The organism is Dyadobacter sp. 676 (assembly GCF_040448675.1).
In the GTDB taxonomy this organism is placed as follows: Bacteria; Bacteroidota; Bacteroidia; order Cytophagales; family Spirosomataceae; genus Dyadobacter.
This window is the reverse complement of sequence record NZ_CP159289.1, coordinates 661,378-677,349: the sequence shown is the minus strand read 5'-3', so window position 1 is coordinate 677,349 and position 15,972 is coordinate 661,378. Positions and strand designations below refer to the sequence as shown.

14 protein-coding genes are annotated in these 15,972 nt (G+C 51.4%); 8 read left to right on the top strand and 6 right to left on the bottom strand.

What is annotated here, in order from left to right:
- Positions 1 to 862: 862 nt before the first annotated feature.
- Entirely contained in the window at positions 863 to 1,264 is a 402-nt protein-coding gene (locus ABV298_RS03155) for a hypothetical protein (protein WP_353720746.1), read from the bottom strand.
- Between the two features lie 1,171 nt (positions 1,265 to 2,435).
- Between ABV298_RS03155 and ABV298_RS03150 the strand changes: the two genes are divergently transcribed.
- From ABV298_RS03150 to ABV298_RS03125, 6 genes are all read left to right on the top strand, one after another.
- Entirely contained in the window at positions 2,436 to 3,890 is a 1,455-nt protein-coding gene (locus ABV298_RS03150; RefSeq protein WP_353720745.1) for a hypothetical protein, read from the top strand.
- Positions 3,835 to 5,394 (top strand): hypothetical protein, encoded by a 1,560-nt coding sequence (locus tag ABV298_RS03145; RefSeq protein WP_353720744.1) that lies wholly within the window; start codon positions 3,835 to 3,837, stop codon positions 5,392 to 5,394. The genes ABV298_RS03150 and ABV298_RS03145 overlap by 56 nt, the downstream gene beginning before the upstream one ends.
- Positions 5,395 to 5,424: 30 nt before the next feature.
- On the top strand, positions 5,425 to 6,045 hold the full coding sequence (locus tag ABV298_RS03140; protein WP_353720743.1) for a response regulator transcription factor: 621 nt from the start codon (positions 5,425 to 5,427) through the stop codon (positions 6,043 to 6,045).
- A gap of 61 nt (positions 6,046 to 6,106) precedes the next feature.
- Positions 6,107 to 7,582: a right-handed parallel beta-helix repeat-containing protein gene (locus tag ABV298_RS03135; protein ID WP_353720742.1), complete on the top strand. Its 1,476-nt coding sequence runs from the start codon at positions 6,107 to 6,109 to the stop codon at positions 7,580 to 7,582.
- A complete protein-coding gene (locus ABV298_RS03130) occupies positions 7,518 to 10,136 on the top strand; it encodes a choice-of-anchor Q domain-containing protein (protein ID WP_353720741.1) in 2,619 nt (872 codons plus the stop codon). Before ABV298_RS03135 ends, ABV298_RS03130 begins: the two co-directional genes overlap by 65 nt.
- Positions 10,137 to 10,554: 418 nt before the next feature.
- Positions 10,555 to 11,025: a hypothetical protein gene (locus ABV298_RS03125; protein WP_353720740.1), complete on the top strand. Its 471-nt coding sequence runs from the start codon at positions 10,555 to 10,557 to the stop codon at positions 11,023 to 11,025.
- Between the two features lie 26 nt (positions 11,026 to 11,051).
- Here the strand turns inward: ABV298_RS03125 and ABV298_RS03120 are convergent, their stop codons facing one another.
- From ABV298_RS03120 to ABV298_RS03105, 4 genes are all read right to left on the bottom strand, one after another.
- Positions 11,052 to 11,699 (bottom strand): RNA polymerase sigma factor, encoded by a 648-nt coding sequence (locus ABV298_RS03120; protein ID WP_353720739.1) that lies wholly within the window; start codon positions 11,697 to 11,699, stop codon positions 11,052 to 11,054.
- 158 nt (positions 11,700 to 11,857) lie between these two features.
- Positions 11,858 to 12,208 (bottom strand): plastocyanin/azurin family copper-binding protein, encoded by a 351-nt coding sequence (locus ABV298_RS03115; protein WP_353720738.1) that lies wholly within the window; start codon positions 12,206 to 12,208, stop codon positions 11,858 to 11,860.
- A complete protein-coding gene (locus ABV298_RS03110) occupies positions 12,208 to 12,639 on the bottom strand; it encodes a DUF4142 domain-containing protein (protein ID WP_353720737.1) in 432 nt (143 codons plus the stop codon). The genes ABV298_RS03115 and ABV298_RS03110 overlap by 1 nt, the downstream gene beginning before the upstream one ends.
- Positions 12,599 to 12,997: a hypothetical protein gene (locus ABV298_RS03105; RefSeq protein WP_353720736.1), complete on the bottom strand. Its 399-nt coding sequence runs from the start codon at positions 12,995 to 12,997 to the stop codon at positions 12,599 to 12,601. Before ABV298_RS03105 ends, ABV298_RS03110 begins: the two co-directional genes overlap by 41 nt.
- Before the next feature lie 194 nt (positions 12,998 to 13,191).
- Between ABV298_RS03105 and ABV298_RS03100 the strand changes: the two genes are divergently transcribed.
- Together ABV298_RS03100 and ABV298_RS03095 are read left to right on the top strand one after the other, a co-directional pair.
- Positions 13,192 to 13,998 (top strand): SDR family oxidoreductase, encoded by an 807-nt coding sequence (locus ABV298_RS03100; protein WP_353720735.1) that lies wholly within the window; start codon positions 13,192 to 13,194, stop codon positions 13,996 to 13,998.
- Between the two features lie 29 nt (positions 13,999 to 14,027).
- Positions 14,028 to 14,930 (top strand): helix-turn-helix domain-containing protein, encoded by a 903-nt coding sequence (locus ABV298_RS03095; RefSeq protein WP_353720734.1) that lies wholly within the window; start codon positions 14,028 to 14,030, stop codon positions 14,928 to 14,930.
- On the opposite strand, the gene ABV298_RS03090 is transcribed toward ABV298_RS03095, so the two are convergent.
- Complete coding sequence (locus ABV298_RS03090; RefSeq protein WP_353720733.1) at positions 14,914 to 15,948, bottom strand: AraC family transcriptional regulator; 1,035 nt, start codon at positions 15,946 to 15,948, stop codon at positions 14,914 to 14,916. The genes ABV298_RS03095 and ABV298_RS03090 overlap by 17 nt on opposite strands.
- Positions 15,949 to 15,972: the final 24 nt, after the last annotated feature.

Genomic DNA, 15,972 nt, shown 5'->3' with positions numbered 1-15,972 from the left:
CAGGAAATAAAAAGCGAGCCCTAACACATTGCATTTGGGCTCGCCTAACACCGTCTTATTGCATCGATCAGTTCAATGGAACAGGGATCAACTCCCTTTCAAAAAAGGCCAACATCTTTTTGTCGCTGTCGCCAATTTCTTCGCAATAGTAAATACGCTTCAAATACTTTTTGACCGTCAACCGCTTCCTGGGGTCTGTTAACAACGAGACCACCGACCCTACTAGATGTTTGTTTTCCATTCAGGAAGATACGAAACTTAAATGGTTATAACTATTTAAAAGCATATTAAATCCGCCATTCTGTACGTCGTTAAAAGCTTTCACTAGTTACTTTGGTGTATTCGGCATCTGTCACAGGCTGCGTCCATTTGACCCTTCTATGTGCCTGGGTCCGGAGTGATGGCCGGCACAAAACTGGTTTCCCTAGGGTACGGTGCGAATGTGGCATGTTTGGCGGGCATTTGACCAGGTCTTCCTTCGGAATATTTGAATGGGCTTCTCTTTGTTTTGGCATAGCCAATGCTATGGATGGCCATGGTGCCCTGTTACATGTGAATGCCAATAAGTCCCGGCGTCCGGTTCGGATGTTACGCTGGCCACTGGAATGTTGAAAGCGTTATCGTCCGGGATCAGCGAGTGAATCCAAGCTTTACCAGTAAAGTTGCAGGCGTGTGCCAGCCGTCCTTTTGGAAAAATGGACGAATAGCCTTTTTCTTTTTTTCAATATTGTAAATGAAGGTGGGCTTCACTGGCAGCGAACGCAATAGTTCTTTTGATCGCACTATGTTGCCGCTTGGTTGTTTCAATGAAGGTTGCTCAAAACCCTGTACTCATTGGGCCTCTGCCCGAGCAGCACTTTATTTATGTTATTTGTGGCTCGCAAATGGCGTTATATAGCTCGGTGCCGAACTCATGAACAGAGCCTCGCTTGGAGACTAATTTCTTGATACCAAAAGTAGTCAAGTCTTCACCTGGGTACTTGCCGCTCGATCCTGATATTACAAATACGATCGTGCGGGCCAGTTCCGGAATTTCTGCCAGACTTAGCAGGCTTTGCTGAGCGGTCATGCCCGGCATGTTCAAGTCCAGAAACAGCATATCTGGAATCGGAATCTTGTTTAGGACAATCAATTCAATGGCATTTAGACAGCTTGTCGAATAGAAACAGGATAAGTGGGGGAGCACTTCTTGGATCGCCATCTGGAAAATAAGGTGATCGTCTGCGTCATCATCGATAACCAGACAGATGTTTGCGTTGGCCATATACTTTGGGAAAGGTATCGTGCGAGAAAGGTTGCACGATACTATTTACGTTCCTTGGAATTATTGATATTGGGATACACAATTACGACGTTTGACGAGTCACTTATGCCGCAACTTGATACTTTTAATCTACATCATGCTCATTTATTGCCCAGAAAAATGGCCTCCATTTTCAACGTGGGCGCACATGCGGGTTTTGGGACATATCTCACGTGGCCGTCGAACCGGAAAGTAACCAAGAAAACATGCCTTGCCACAGACGCATCGCTTTGAGAGTAGGGGACGATCTGTCACATATTGAAATCTCCCACGTCGACAAACATCCTGATTTTGCCTTCGATCTACGCATTTAATGTTGGATCGTTGTAGCAACCCTAGCAATAAGAACTAAATCCGTCATCGATATTTCCTGGAAGTTAAAAATTTTTCCAAAAAGAGGATATAGGTGAGTGTCTTAGAAACCAATAATTTTTGTGTCCTATTTGATTTTCTGTGTTGCGTAGTTCAGCGGTCTTTGGAAAAGAAAAAAGATGGGAGTTTTTGAAGTGCTATTGCACAAATCGGTAAGGTTTCGCAGACGAAGGCTTTACCCATCGATCGAAGAAAAGGCTGCGACTTTGCTGTAACTGATTATTAAGAATCATAGCTTCGTAGATGGCAACAAGCGTATTGCCACGCATGCTTCCTGCTATTCTTGGAAAGGGACAATTTATTGATGTCTGATAATAGCGATCCGATAATTAGCAACGAAGCCCTTGCCAGCCTTAAGCTTTTTGCCGCAGCCAGTAAGCCAGAAGAGATGGAGACAGTAAAAAATCTCATCATAAGTATACTCAACAGAAACCAATAATTTTTGTATCTTATTTGGTTCTTGCCTTAGTTAATTAACTGATAATGAGGTATGTAAATATTTTGTATCGAAAACTCTCACAAGCCCTGGAAGCTAAAAAATGGAATTCTTTGCAGACATCTCCATTGGCAAGCAGTAAGCTACCTCGCGGGAGCTCTCGACGGGAATATGACTCAAATATCCCTGAATATATAGCCAAAACCGCCCGGAATTTTCTAGTTTAACCGGAAGTTACATTCCACGGTTAAACACGTTATGGGTATTTGCAGCGTAAGATGGTTACGGCCAGTTATCTTTTTTCTCGGAATATGGGTGGAAGGTTTGTCCAGACCGGCATCGGGGCAGGATTACGCGATCACCAAACTCAAACTTTTCCCTGATCGCGATGAGGTCCTGATTAAAGATGTAGCTACGGATAGCAAAGGGTTCGTGTGGTTTCTGACGAATGGCGAAATATACCGGTACGATGGCTACCGGTCGCTCAATGTTCTAAGGACCATCGCAGATCAGGTGCATACGGCCGATATGCCGCAGCACATCCTCATCGATCGCCACGACAGGCTGTGGATGGCGGGTAATGCCAACCTCAGCTATCTCGACCTAAGGACCTGGAAAGTGCATCCGGTGGCTTCGCCGCTACTTCCGCCGGTCGAGGACCGTGCGGTGTTTTCGATGACTGAGCTCTCCGATTCAACGATTGTGATAGGCTATGAAAACGGGCATTTGCTGCTCGTGAAAGGGAGCCGGTTCGTTCGTGTGGACGATTTGTTCGAGCTTGGCAGGAAATCCAGTAATAAATTGTCTCCCCGTGGCATGACACTCTGGAAAAATAAAATCTGGATCGGTACCACCGGCGGTAGCCTGCTGTCCATTGATCCGATGCGGAGGTATAGCACACAAATCAGGAAGCTGACGGGCCAGGACAGCTATGTAAGGACCCTCTTAGGACATGGGGATACCCTGTTTGTGGATGTTCCGGGCGATATCGGTTTCCAATTGGAGGAAGGGTTTGGGCGGCAAATGAGGCCGCGGGGCTTTGAGCTGTCGGCCGACAAGTATTTTGTCATGAAAGAGGGGGCTGACATGCACATTTACGCCGAGGACGACGCATTGTATATAACGGACCCTGGCTTGCGGTTGCGTCAGAAGTTGAGAATTCCGACAAAACGTAAGTTCAGGACTGTGGCAGCGCAGATTTCAAAGAGAGAAATTGTGTTGGGAACGGAAGAAGGGATATTTGTCGCTTATCCTAAAACAAAAGGCCTTTCGGCACTGAGTATTACAAACGCCGGGCCTAACAAGAGCACAAGGGGCATTCATGTTTATCCGGATGGCTCGCTTTTCTACGGAACGTATAACGGGGCAGGGTATTTGGAACCTGGTGGAAAAACATTTGTGTTTCCCGAATTGAAGCATGCCTACACGATGCTGCCGATGAACGATAATGAACTACTGGTAGGCACAGAAGGCGGGTTCCTGAAAGTATTCAACCGGCGCCAGAGAAGGATCGAACCATTAAAATATAGCCTTTCGCCCAATGCACAGGCAAAGTATACTGCACACCTCCCCATTTACGTCATGTGCCTGGCCGAGACACCCGACGATTTTCTGATCGGCGGAATGAACGGGCTATGGCTGCTCGATAAAAAAAGCCGGCAACTGGACCGTTACGAACTAACGGGGGGGCTCGCCCCACGCCCTCGATTTGCAGATCCGGCATATGCGGCGACTTTCAGAAGAACGTCTGCTGCTGAGCACCAACCTCGGCCTTTTTGAACTAAATCGCGGAAGGCTGACGAAAAAATATCCGAAGTCCGGCAATATGGGTGTTTACAAAGTCATTGCCGACGGCGATAAGTGGTGGATCGCCACGCAGGGCGGTGGACTGGTGGCGATCGGCAGCGATGGCAGGGAAGTAATGCATTTAACCACGGAAAATGGGTTGAGCAATAACCTGGTTTACAGTCTGGAACGGGTTGGCGGTGTGATGGTCCTGGGTACCGCCGACGGACTGAACCTTGTAGACGCAAGCTTCCGGGTACGGCGGATCGGCACGGCCGAGGGGCTGAGCCAATCGGAGTTCAATTCGGGCGCATCCGCGGTGGACAAGGTGCGAAAGCGCGTATATGTGGGAGGGTTAATGGGTTATACGGTTCTGGATATGAACCAGGATTGGTTCGACAGGAATGACCAACCGGAAAGCTATGTGGCCGAGATTCATATCTCCACCGGCAAGGCTGGACAGCGGGCCAGGGACTACACCTGGCCATACCACGGACAGAAGCAATTGTCGCTCGACCATAACCAGAGCCTTACCGCATTGTATGTGGGCACACCCGGTAATTACCGTGCCAACAGCGAGGTAACATACTCCCTCAATACGGGAGACTGGGAGCAACTTGTCCAGGGGCAATTTATTTCGCTCATCGAGCCGTCGCCGGGGAAGTACACACTCAATTTACGGACCCGGAGCTTCGGTTTGGAAAACAAGCTGAACACGGTGACGGTCATCAAGAAGCCCCACTTTTCACAGACCTGGTGGTTCCGTGGATTGCTCGCCCTTGGTGCCGGAGCGATCGTCATGCTATGGTACCGTAGCCGCATTGCCAAAATCCGCCGTGAGCAGGATATCCGTAACCGCATCGCGGCCGACCTGCACGATGAAGTGGGGAGTTCGCTTACACGGATTTATTTTCAGGCCAATGCTTTGGTGGGCGTCCCCATGGGCGGCACTCCGCTGGGCGGCACTCCGCTGGCAAGTACACGGGAGGACGCAGAAAGGCAAGGCAAGCAGCTGGAACTGATCGCCGATACGAGCAAGCAGGCCCTTCTGACGATGAGCGACATGGTATGGTCCATCGACTCGCGGTTTGATACTATGAAAGACCTGGTGATCCGGATGAAGGATTATGTGTACCGGCTCAGGGACGAGCTCGATTTCAGTTACCGGTTCGAGGAAGGTGCGGACGTTGAATCGGGCAAGGTTTCCCAGGCCGTCCGGCAGAATCTCTTTCTGATTTTTAAAGAAGCCCTCATCAACGCCATCAAGTATAGCGACGGGTCCGAAATTCTCATTGCATTGGAGGTTGCACCGGTTCTCCGGCTTGTCGTATCCAACGGCTACCCCGAAAAGGCGGTTTCTATGGGCGATCGCCAGGGTGGGCGGGGACTCGAAAATATGGAATTACGCGCGGGGAAGGTCGGCGGAAAGCTTTCGGTGAGCGATACGGGCGGCGTCTTTTGCGTTGTTTTCGAGATACCACCCAAAAGGGGGATGTAAACTGAAAAAGTTGCAGGCTAAATTTGTACAATGATACGATTGGGCATTATTGAAGACGACGACGAGATCAGGAATATGCTGGGGCATTATCTCGGAAACCAGCCGGGTATTTCCGTTTTGTTATCGGCTCCATCGGTAGAGTCGTTTTTTGAACATTGGCATGAGACGATCTACCTGGATATTGTCTTGTCCGATATCGGCTTGCCGGGCGAGTCGGGTATCAGGGGTATTCCGCGTATCAAACGGCGGGCGCCCAAATGCGGCGTGATGATGCTCACGGTTTACGACGATGCCAGCCGGATCTTCCAGGCATTATGCAATGGTGCAACCGGCTATCTATTGAAACAAACTCCATTATCGCAGATTAAAGAAGCGGTAGCCTCGCTGTACGAAGGCGGTGCGCCGATGTCTCCCGGAATAGCCCGCAAGGTGGTCGAGTATTTCAATCCCAAAAATGCAGGTCAACTGTCCGAAAATCTGACACCCCGCGAGTCCCAGATCGTCATGGCGATTGAAGAGGGCCTGACCAACAAGGAAGTGGCCGTTCGAATGGGCATTTCCCTGGAAACCGTTAAATACCACATCAAAAACATTTACGAAAAACTTCAGGTAAACAGCCGCCACGCGCTCATTAGCCGGAAATACAAATAACTTCCCCCCCCCCAAAAGAGGGATACCGTAGCAACCGCTAATTGATTCACTTTGCAGTGCTATGGAAAAACTTCTACAAATTATATCGATGGGCCGCGATGGTTTCGTTACCGGTCGCCGGGCCTTATGGACAATTTTCCTGTATTGTCAGGGAATTATATTTCTTCATACCACTGTATTAGGGCAGGAGATTTCCCCCGGCGCGAACAACATTCTGTATGTCGATATCCATGTGAATACCGGGGCCAGCGGCTACACCGGTGCCGGGGATTCCTGGGCCAATGCGGTCCCTCAGCTCGCAGATGCCCTCCGGTGGGCCAGAGCGGAATATGCCGGCGGCGACCACGGATGGAGCAGCGGGAACCCGCTTCGTATTTTCGTCGCGAAAGGAAAATATTTGCCCGCCTATCACATAGACGACCGGTTTTACACCACCGACGGCGGCAAAAACAATGGCTTCGTCATGGTACGCGACGTGCAGCTTTACGGCGGGTTCGATCCGGCGGCTGGGATTGCAGACCTCGATGATGCGCGTATACTTCCCAATGTCGCTTCGCCGGGCCTCGGTACGGTATTGAACGGTGATTTGTCAGGAAATGACAGTCCCGACAATTTCGAAAATCATGCGGAAAACGTACACCATGTGGTTGTGGCGGGAGGGATAGTCGGAACGGGCATTATCGATGGCTTTACGATTTCCGGCGGCAATGCCGACGAAACCATGGAGGACCCGCTGGCAGTGAACGGGCAGTTTGTCATCGCGTCGGCGGGCGGCGGAATGTATTTGGCTAACTCGTCGCCGTCGGTAAAAAATAGCCTGTTTTACCGGAACACGGGAGGTATGAGTGGAGGGGCGATGATTTTCGGCTCAGCTTCGGAGCCGACGTTCACAGGTTGTACGTTCCATTCAAATGCGGCTGAAACCGGTGCGGGCGCGGGCAATTATACCGCGGGCCCGCTATTCAACGACTGTGTGTTTTCGGGTAATACCGCATTATCCTTTGGGGGAGGCGTTGCCAACATGCAGTCCAATTCCTCCTTTACCGATTGCAGGTTCACAGGTAATACGGCCGATGCAGGGGGCGGAATGTCGAACCAGGGAAGTAATCCGACCATCACCAATACTACCTTCATCGAAAACACTGCCCGGAATGGCGGCGGCATGTTCAATGGCGGAGGATTGATCACACTGAACGGGTGTGGTTTTTCAGGAAATTCTGTCGAGGCGGATGGTGGCGGGTTGTTCAATGGGGAGACTCAGGTATTTTTTTCAAAATGTATTTTCGAGGGAAACAGGGCAGATCAGCGGGGAGGCGCTATGCGAAACGATCGCGCTACGGTGACGATCAGGCAAAGCCGGATCATGGCGAACAATTCTCCGCAAGGTGGCGGAATCATCAACGAATCGTGCCCCTCTGTCCTGATCGTCAATAGCATCGTGTCGGGCAACACGGCACAAATGGGGGGGAGGCATGATGAGCGGGTTGGGCGGGCCCGTTGTTGTAGCCAACTGCACATTCCAGGGCAATGCCGGTAGCGAGTTTGTCGGCGGAGGCTTGTTGAATGTGCAGGCCCCGCTTACAGTAGCCAATACAATCATTTGGGGCAATGAGTCGGCCGGGGTCGGCAATAGTCCCGAAGCATCCATTTACAGTATGGGGGATCAATTGCCGGTTATTACAAACAGCCTGGTGGCCAACTGGGGCGGAAGCGATAACTGGGACGACCTCAGAGGTGTGGATGGCGGTGGTAACATCGATACCGACCCCGGGTTCGCATCTATCGCCCCGGCAGACGCCAATTTTCTGCATCTGACCAATTCAAGTCCCGCCCGCAATACCGGAAGCGATAATGCTTACACCACGGCAGGGGGCAATCTGAATAGCGACCGGGATTTGGCTGGCAACCCGCGTTCGTTCGGCCCGTCCATCGACATGGGTGCTTTTGAAAATCAACATGCGGAAGCCGTCATTCAGGTTTTGTATGTGGATGCAGCGGGAGGGAACGATAATAACGATGGCGCCTCCTGGGGAACAGCATTCAAAACTTTGTCCCATGCATTAACCCTCGCGAACGCCGATACCCGTGTCGATACGATTTTGGTCGCAAAAGGCACCTATTATCCGACCGGCATTGCTTCGGGTACAAACCGGGAAAGTGCTTTCCATATCGATCGCGGGGGCATTAAGATCTTTGGCGGATACGACGCCGGTACGGGCCAACGAAACCTGGCGGTCAACCGCACGATCCTGAGCGGGGCAATAGGCGACGCAGGTTCGGCGACCGACAACAGTTATCATGTAATGGTGATCGCGGGAATTCCTGCCGATGCGGACAGTATCGAGGTCGATGGGTTTGTGATCACGGACAGCTATACTGACGGCGGAGGCAGCACCAGGTACAACGGCATCGACCTGCCGCAGAACTACGGAGGCGGCATTTTTAGCAGACGAAATGGCATAGGCTCAAAACTCCGGTTTGCCAATCTCATCATCCGGAATAATTATGCGAACTACGCCGCGGGGATGTACAACGACGAGCAGTCGTCGCCTTTGGTGGTTAACTGCCAGATCACCGGTAACGCCGCCGAATATACTGGTGGCGGTATTTACAACAGAAACGGATCTTCGCCCCGGATCATTAACTGTACGATCGCCGGGAATGACGCCGATGATGGGGCGGGGATATTCAATAATGTCAATGCTTCGCCGGTCATTCATAATACCATCGTTTACGGCAACCGCTCGGGCATCAGCAACGAAGGCGGTAGTAGTCCCGTGCTGGCTTACAGCCTGATCGAGGACCAGCCGGTCGGACCGGGTAATATTCCGGGAACTGTTAACCCTGGCTTTGTGGCCCCGGTGGGATATGACCTCGCGCCCGGCAATGGCGGCGATTATCGTTTGCAAGCATGTAGCCCGGCGGTGAACAAGGGCAACAATGCGTTATTTGCCGGAAATGCCGCACACGACTCGGACGGTAACATCCGAACGGCGCATCTGCTCGTCGATTTGGGGGCATTCGAATACCAGGGAACGCTTCCGACAGCGGCCGATGCTTTGGCAAAAAATGGCGACCAAAGCACCAGGACGGTCATCAGGGTCACCGACTTTTGGGCTAACGACGAAGCCTGCCGGCTGGTTGCACGGCTGGAACCCGCCGGAAACACTCCGTTGTCGGGCAGCGTGACGGCCCGGGTAGACATCGATGCAGAAGTGGCTTTCCACAAGGGCTCTCCCTACGTCCAGCGACATTACCTTTTCAATGGTCCTGCAGGCGGGTCAGCCCGGATGACACTCTATTTTACACAAGAAGAGTTTGATCGTTTCAGTGAACAACTTCCTTCCGGTCCGCTTCCCGCTAACGCCTCCGATGCGGCCAACAAAAGTAACCTCCGCGTGTTCCGATATGCGGGCACGGCAGGAAGCAAGCCGGTCGATTTTCACGGCGCTCCGTCGGTAATCGACCCGGACGATGGCAATATCCTCTGGGACGAGGCGAAGCAACGCTGGGAAGTTAGTTTCAACGTCGACGGTTTCAGCGGTTTCTTCATCGGTTCGGTAGCAAGCCCGCTACCTGTGAAGCTGGTATCGTTTGGCGGGTCGGTAGGAGCGGAAAGTGCCGTCACATTGGACTGGCGGGTCGTGGAGCAGGAGCATATCGAGGCCTATCACATTCAGTACAGTACCAACGGGCGGGATTTTCATCACGCGGGAACGGTGGCGGCTACCCAGGCAGCCGAAACCAGTTACATGTTCCGTCATCACCCGCCGCTGGGCAGTGCTGTGCTTTACTACCGTTTGCTAATCTCGGAATGGAACGGCTCTCAAAGTTACAGCAAGATCATCGACCTGAAAATACCGGATCACAGGCCTGCAATTGTATATCCTAATCCGGCTGATCAGGGCTTCCGGATCAAAAGACCGCGAGCGGCGGGTACCACCGCGACGCTGGTTGACCAATTCGGGTCACATCTGAAAACATGGAAATTCAGGTCCGACGAAGAATACGTGGATATTCGAGCGCTTCAATCCGGTATTTATTTTATCATGTTCGGTGATGGCCTATCGTTGAGGGTATTCAAAAAGTAGGATGACCACCGCGGCGGTGTTTCTCGCTGTATCGAGGCTCCATCCGTACGGGCGAAGCCTCGATACAGCGAAGTTTACGTATATCGCCTATCGGTAAATGATCGCCTCTCTTTTCACGGCAGTCGATGTCTGGAAAGTCGCATTGGTGGGTTACCAGATAAAACGACCTGGTAATCCGGTGTGATGATTCATCCGTGGGCGGCTTATTTTTTTTGTATTTTGGCATAATTATTTTGTGTTTCTTCCTGGAATGCAGCGGGTTGCGGATACATCGGGTGAGCCGATGCCGAGCCCGGCCAACAGGAAGATTTTACATGCTTGCGGGCGCGATGGATGTTTGGATCGTTGTTGGTTCGATGCGTTGAATTTCAGGTTAGTTCTGACAGGTATTATCCATTCATGTAAACATCAACCGATCATGGAAAACGTGAAAGCGATCGTGAAACAAGTTGTAAAGATCTGGCGTCTGTATAAAACCCAGCAAACGATGTTAATAGCCGCCATGCGCGGCGAAATCCCTTTCCATCTCAGAAAGCTCTTAAGCAGGGATTATATGATTTGTTCGCTTCTGAAAAAGGAGATGGCCAATTTCTATGACGGACTTCGGTGTTGCATGGCGGATATGTACCATATACGCCCCGAGACGAATGTGGGCGTCGGTGTGGACGGAAGGGACGACATAGCCGCGGTACTCAGAAAAATCGCGATTGCCCACCGGCAAATCGCCGCCGAGCACGCAATATTACTCGATCTTGCAGAGGATTCGAATATTAACACGGAGATCATTCATCAACATCGCAGGCAAATGAAAAAAATGGCCGATGAGCTCATGACGCAGTCGGAAAGAATGCAACCGGAAGTAAAAGAACATGGATATATCTTCTTTTAAGAAACGGGCCGGCCACGGGTGGAAAATCAGTATTCCTGAATTTTGCCAAGGACCGCCTTCACGATTCTGTCACAGCGGACCAGATTGAAATCGAACAACTGGCTGGGTTTATAGTAATTACTCAGCTCGGCGCGTAACATTTCCTTAGCCCTGTTCAGGCGGACTTTGACATTGGATTCGGCCAGATCGAGCACCTCCATGGTTTCGCGGACACTCATTTCCTGGACTTCCCGCATGACAAATACAAGCCTGTATTTTTCCGGAAGGTTGGAGACCGCCTTTTCCAGTACGACTTTTAATTCCTCGTTCATAAGTCCTTTTAATGGCGTTTCGCCGTGATGTTCATGGTTAGCGTGCATGGCCAGGAATTGGTCGGATCTTATCTTTTGCTTTCGGTGTAAAAGACATTCGTTGATCGCGATCCTCGTAAGCCAGGTGCCGAAGCTGGATTTGCCCTGGAAATTCGGCAACTGAAGATAGGCGTTTAAATAGGTGGTTTGCATTACATCTTCCGCTTCCATGTCGTCGTTCAGGATGGACATGCAAATCCGAAACAGCCGGAGATTAAACTTACGTATGAGAATTTCATAGAGATTCTTTTCTCCCTGCAATATCCTTATGATGATTTCTTCATCGGAAACAGAAACCGGCGCGATCTGATCGGAATATGCCATTTCATTAAGTTTAATATCTGACAATGAAGTATTAAATCCGGGAAAACGGTGACCATAAAACGCGAACCCGGCATTTTTTAATTCCACTTTTCCCTTGGCCCCGATTTCAAAAACATCAGAGCCCGCCGCTGCAAACGGGCAGGCTCTGACAGGGTGGTTTATTTTACGGTAATCTTTCCTTTCATCACCGGATGTATCGAGCAATAATAATCCGCGTTCTGCCTGACAGTTAAAGACCACGATTTCCCGACCGGCAACGGGGACGATCGCCAGGCTTTGTTTGCCTCGGTAATGTCGTGAACGACAATATCGTGATTGACGAAGGTGATCCGGTCCCCTTTTTGCACCGAAATATGGGCGGGGCTAAATGCCATTTGCTTAATTTCAACTACGTGGTTCCGGGCAACGGGCGAAGTGCTTTCCGCTGGCGCGATATCCATCCGGCCTGCCGCGATGGGGCCTGTCGCCAGTAACAGGATCGCCAGGCCCGCAACTTGCGATCTGGTCATTATTTGTAATTTTTCTGGACCATTTCCGCATGTCCCAAATGCGCCTTTAAAGCAGGCAATACGTTCTGCAGGAGCTTTTTCAGCTCAGCGTTGTCTGTCTCAGGGATCAGCAGATTTTCAACTGCATCGATAACCGCCTTGTGATAAGCCACTTCGTTGTCGATATACGCTTTGTCGAACTCCTTGCCTGACTTTCCGTTAAGTGTCTTCCGGGTCTTGGCGGCGTCGGCCAGCAAGCCTTTGCTGACGTCGTTATCCTTGGGCGTCACGCCGAGTTTTTTTGTCAGGGCTACGGCCTGTTCGATCACGCCGGAGTGGTCCCGCTTCATGGTCTCCGCGAACTTCAGCACTTCGGCATTTTTCGACTTTTTCGCAGCGATTTCCGCATAATTAATGTCGATCTGGTTTGCTACAACCGCTACCGACGCCACCTCGGGGTCTGTCAGGCTTGTTTTTTTTTTGAGCGGTAACGTCGCAAACCAGCGCGGGAAGTGCTACCACCAGGCAGGTAATCATCTTTGAATTTTTCACCGTATTAAAGTTTTGATTTACCTTTAGAGAAACAGCCTTCGGAAAGGTTACAGAATTTTCAGAAAATAATTTCTGCAATGGGCGGCCGTGCCTTGGTAAGCGGCCTTCGGAGAATGACAGTCCGGAGTTTACCCGGATAAAATCTTCGCGATACCCTTCCTGCATCGACGCCGCAGACCGGGCGAACTCAATGCGTAATTGCCGTAGAACCGCGCGTAAAGTTAATGATGCTTTTGCCTGCGCCACCTGGGGTTTCATGCAAAAGCTTATTAGATTCGCTTTGTCAGCATTGAATCGCTGCCTGGCAAGATGTGTGTCAGTCACAAGTCGATGGTTAACCCGCCCTAGCTCAATGCCATCGTTGAAAAATATAAGCCTTCCGTAGATAGGTATAAGCCCGGTTGCTGCTTGCCGGCCAACTTTGCATCATTCAATCAAAACAGACAAAAACGATGACAAAGACAGTATTGATAACAGGCGCTTCTTCGGGATTTGGGAAGGATGCTGTGCGGCTATTTCAACGGAATGGGTGGAATGTGATTGCTTCGATGCGGTCGCCGGAAAAGGAAACCGAGCTGGGCGGGCTCGAAAACGTCCTGCTGGTGCGACTGGATGTGACAGATAGCACAACTATCCGGAATGCCGTAGAACAGGGCATTACCCGGTTTGGCGGTATCGATGTGCTGGTCAACAACGCGGGTTATGGCTCACTGGGCGTGCTGGAAGCGGCACCCGCGGAGGTGGTGCGCCGGCAGTTCGACGTCAATGTTTTCGGAGTGATCGAGACGATTAAAGCCGTATTGCCGCATATGCGCGCGGCGGGAAGCGGGGTGATTGTCAACGTGTCGTCCATGGGCGGCCGGATCGCCTTTCCGTTTTCTACGCTCTACCATGCCACCAAATATGCCGTGGAAGGGCTCTCGGAATCGCTGCAGTTCGAGCTCGAACCGCTGGGCATTCGGGTGAAGATCGTGGAGCCCGGTGGTTATAAGACCGATTTCTCCGGCCGCTCCCTGGCAACTTTTGGAGCCGGTGATTTGTTGGATTACCGGCCTGCCTACGACGCCTTTTCGGGAAAAGTCGATAACTGGCCGATGTCGGACCGTGTGTGGGAAGTGGCCGAAGCCATTTTCGAGGCGGCATCGGACGGCTCGCACCTGTTGCGCTACCCCGTAGGCGCCGACGCAGTTCAGTTGTTACAGGCAAGAAAGGAAATGGACGATCAGGCCATCAGGAACCTGATCGCCAGTCATATTTAACAGTTGTTCAACACCCATCGATCCCGGTTATGACCAGCCAGTATCTCGACATCGAGACTATCAGCGGCCTGCACGACTATGTAGGCGCACCCAGGCCGAAGCATCCGCTCATCAGTCTGATCGACAACACCCGATTTTACGCGCAATGCCCGCGGGCGCTTACAGCTTTCCGGTTTGGCTTCTATACGATTTCCTGCAAGCGTATTCACGGGGTGTTGAAATACGGCAAGGGGCATTACGATTTCAGCGAGGGCTCGCTAATGTTCACCGCACCCTGGCAGGTCATTACCGGCAATATAGACGAGGGCGGAGTGGAAGAGGGGTGGGCGTTATTTATCCACCCCGATCTCCTGAATGCGACCGAACTCGGAAAAAAGATGCATCGATATTCATTCTTCAATTACGATGTTAATGAAGCCCTGCACATTTCCGATGACGAGAAGGAAGTGATCCGGGATTGTGTAGCGAAGATCGAGCGGGAATACTCTCAGAATATCGACAAGCACACCCTGCGGCTGATCACGGGCAATATCGAGCTGTTGCTCAATTATTGCGACCGCTTTTACGACCGCCAGTTCTACACCCGGGCGATGGTCAGCAATGACGTCGTACAGCACTTCGAGCGCCTGTTGAACGGGTACTTTGAAGATACGCTGATCGACAAGGGATTACCCACGGTGAAATACTTCGCCTCGGAGCTCAGCCTGTCGCCCAATTACCTGTCCGATCTTCTCAACCGTTTTACGGGCAAAACCACACAAGAGCATATTCATTTGAGGATGATCGATAAGGCCAAGTCGCTGCTGTGGGGAACGGAACGTTCCATCAGCGAAATTGCGTATGAGCTGGGTTTCGAGCATCCTTCGCATTTTACCAAAATATTCAAAACCAAAACCGGCAAATCCCCCAGTGCGTTCAGGAACCTGAATTGACAGCCCTTTTCCCAAACTTGACTTTCTGTTTGGCAGGGCTCGTCCGGGTCCAGTTCTTGAATGCACGGTGAAAGGCGCTTGGTTCGGTGTAGCCGAGGAGCTCCGAGATAGCCAGGACTTTCGCGTCCGAATTTTTCAGCAGGTTGATCGCCAGTTCCTGTCGTATGCGGGCGCTGATCGACCGGTAACTTTCGCCCTCCTGCTGTAATTTACGCTGTAACGATCGCTCGCTCATATTCATCTGTGCCGCAATGACTTCCAATGCAGGTACTTTGCCATGGAAATCGGTAATGATCGTTTTGCGCAGCTGATCGCTGAATTTGCCGGCTTTTTCGAGTTCGGCTATTTTTTCTTCCAGGATTTTCGAGAACGACAAATGGAGCGACTCGTTATGGCTGATCAGCGGTGTGTCGGCGAACCCGGCGTCGAATACCAGCTTGTTCTGCGATTTGCCGAAGTGGACCGGGCAGCCCCATACGCGTTCGTACTCGGCTTTCAAACCCGGCTCCGAGTAGCTCAATTCCGCCCTGAGAGGTTGAATGCGCCGCCCCGTAAAGATACGGATGTAACTGAGTCCGCCGCTCATGGCCAGTTCCACCGGTTGCCGGGCCGTAACGGGCGATACCTGCCACCATTCGGGATTGGGAAAAAAGATCAGTTCGCATGTCTTTCCTATATTAAATGCATAAGAAACCCACCCGGAAACGGTCTGCTGATACTGGATCACCGCCGCGCAGGCATCTTTGAGTGTCGGGCAGCTTTGCATCAGATATCCCAGCAACCCGAATGTCGACGGATTACTGCCCGTGCCCGCGTGCAGGCCCAGCGCGGTGTCGCCGGTTTGTGTAACGGCCTCCGTCCAGAAGTCGATCAACGGCGCTACACCTTCGATACGCCGCTCCGAGTCGCTGATATCGTGAGGACGAATACCCAGCGCCTCGCATAATTTAACCAGACTGGCGCCTTTTTCACAGGCTGTGTAGATCACATTCTTTAAAATTCGCAGACTTCCTTCCATGCGGTCGAGGTGGCGTAAAATGCT

What these genes read in the sequence shown, in the direction of transcription:
- ABV298_RS03155 (WP_353720746.1), bottom strand. Translation starts at nt 1,264, where the DNA reads ATGGCCAACGCAAACATCTGTCTGGTTATCGATGATGACGCAGACGAT.
- ABV298_RS03145 (WP_353720744.1), top strand. Translation starts at nt 3,835, where the DNA reads ATGCGGCGACTTTCAGAAGAACGTCTGCTGCTGAGCACCAACCTCGGC.
- ABV298_RS03140 (WP_353720743.1), top strand. Translation starts at nt 5,425, where the DNA reads ATGATACGATTGGGCATTATTGAAGACGACGACGAGATCAGGAATATG.
- ABV298_RS03135 (WP_353720742.1), top strand. Translation starts at nt 6,107, where the DNA reads ATGGAAAAACTTCTACAAATTATATCGATGGGCCGCGATGGTTTCGTT.
- ABV298_RS03130 (WP_353720741.1), top strand. Translation starts at nt 7,518, where the DNA reads ATGATGAGCGGGTTGGGCGGGCCCGTTGTTGTAGCCAACTGCACATTC.
- ABV298_RS03125 (WP_353720740.1), top strand. Translation starts at nt 10,555, where the DNA reads ATGGAAAACGTGAAAGCGATCGTGAAACAAGTTGTAAAGATCTGGCGT.
- ABV298_RS03120 (WP_353720739.1), bottom strand. Translation starts at nt 11,699, where the DNA reads ATGGCATATTCCGATCAGATCGCGCCGGTTTCTGTTTCCGATGAAGAA.
- ABV298_RS03115 (WP_353720738.1), bottom strand. Translation starts at nt 12,208, where the DNA reads ATGACCAGATCGCAAGTTGCGGGCCTGGCGATCCTGTTACTGGCGACA.
- ABV298_RS03105 (WP_353720736.1), bottom strand. Translation starts at nt 12,997, where the DNA reads ATGAAACCCCAGGTGGCGCAGGCAAAAGCATCATTAACTTTACGCGCG.
- ABV298_RS03100 (WP_353720735.1), top strand. Translation starts at nt 13,192, where the DNA reads ATGACAAAGACAGTATTGATAACAGGCGCTTCTTCGGGATTTGGGAAG.
- ABV298_RS03095 (WP_353720734.1), top strand. Translation starts at nt 14,028, where the DNA reads ATGACCAGCCAGTATCTCGACATCGAGACTATCAGCGGCCTGCACGAC.
- ABV298_RS03090 (WP_353720733.1), bottom strand. Translation starts at nt 15,948, where the DNA reads ATGGAAGGAAGTCTGCGAATTTTAAAGAATGTGATCTACACAGCCTGT.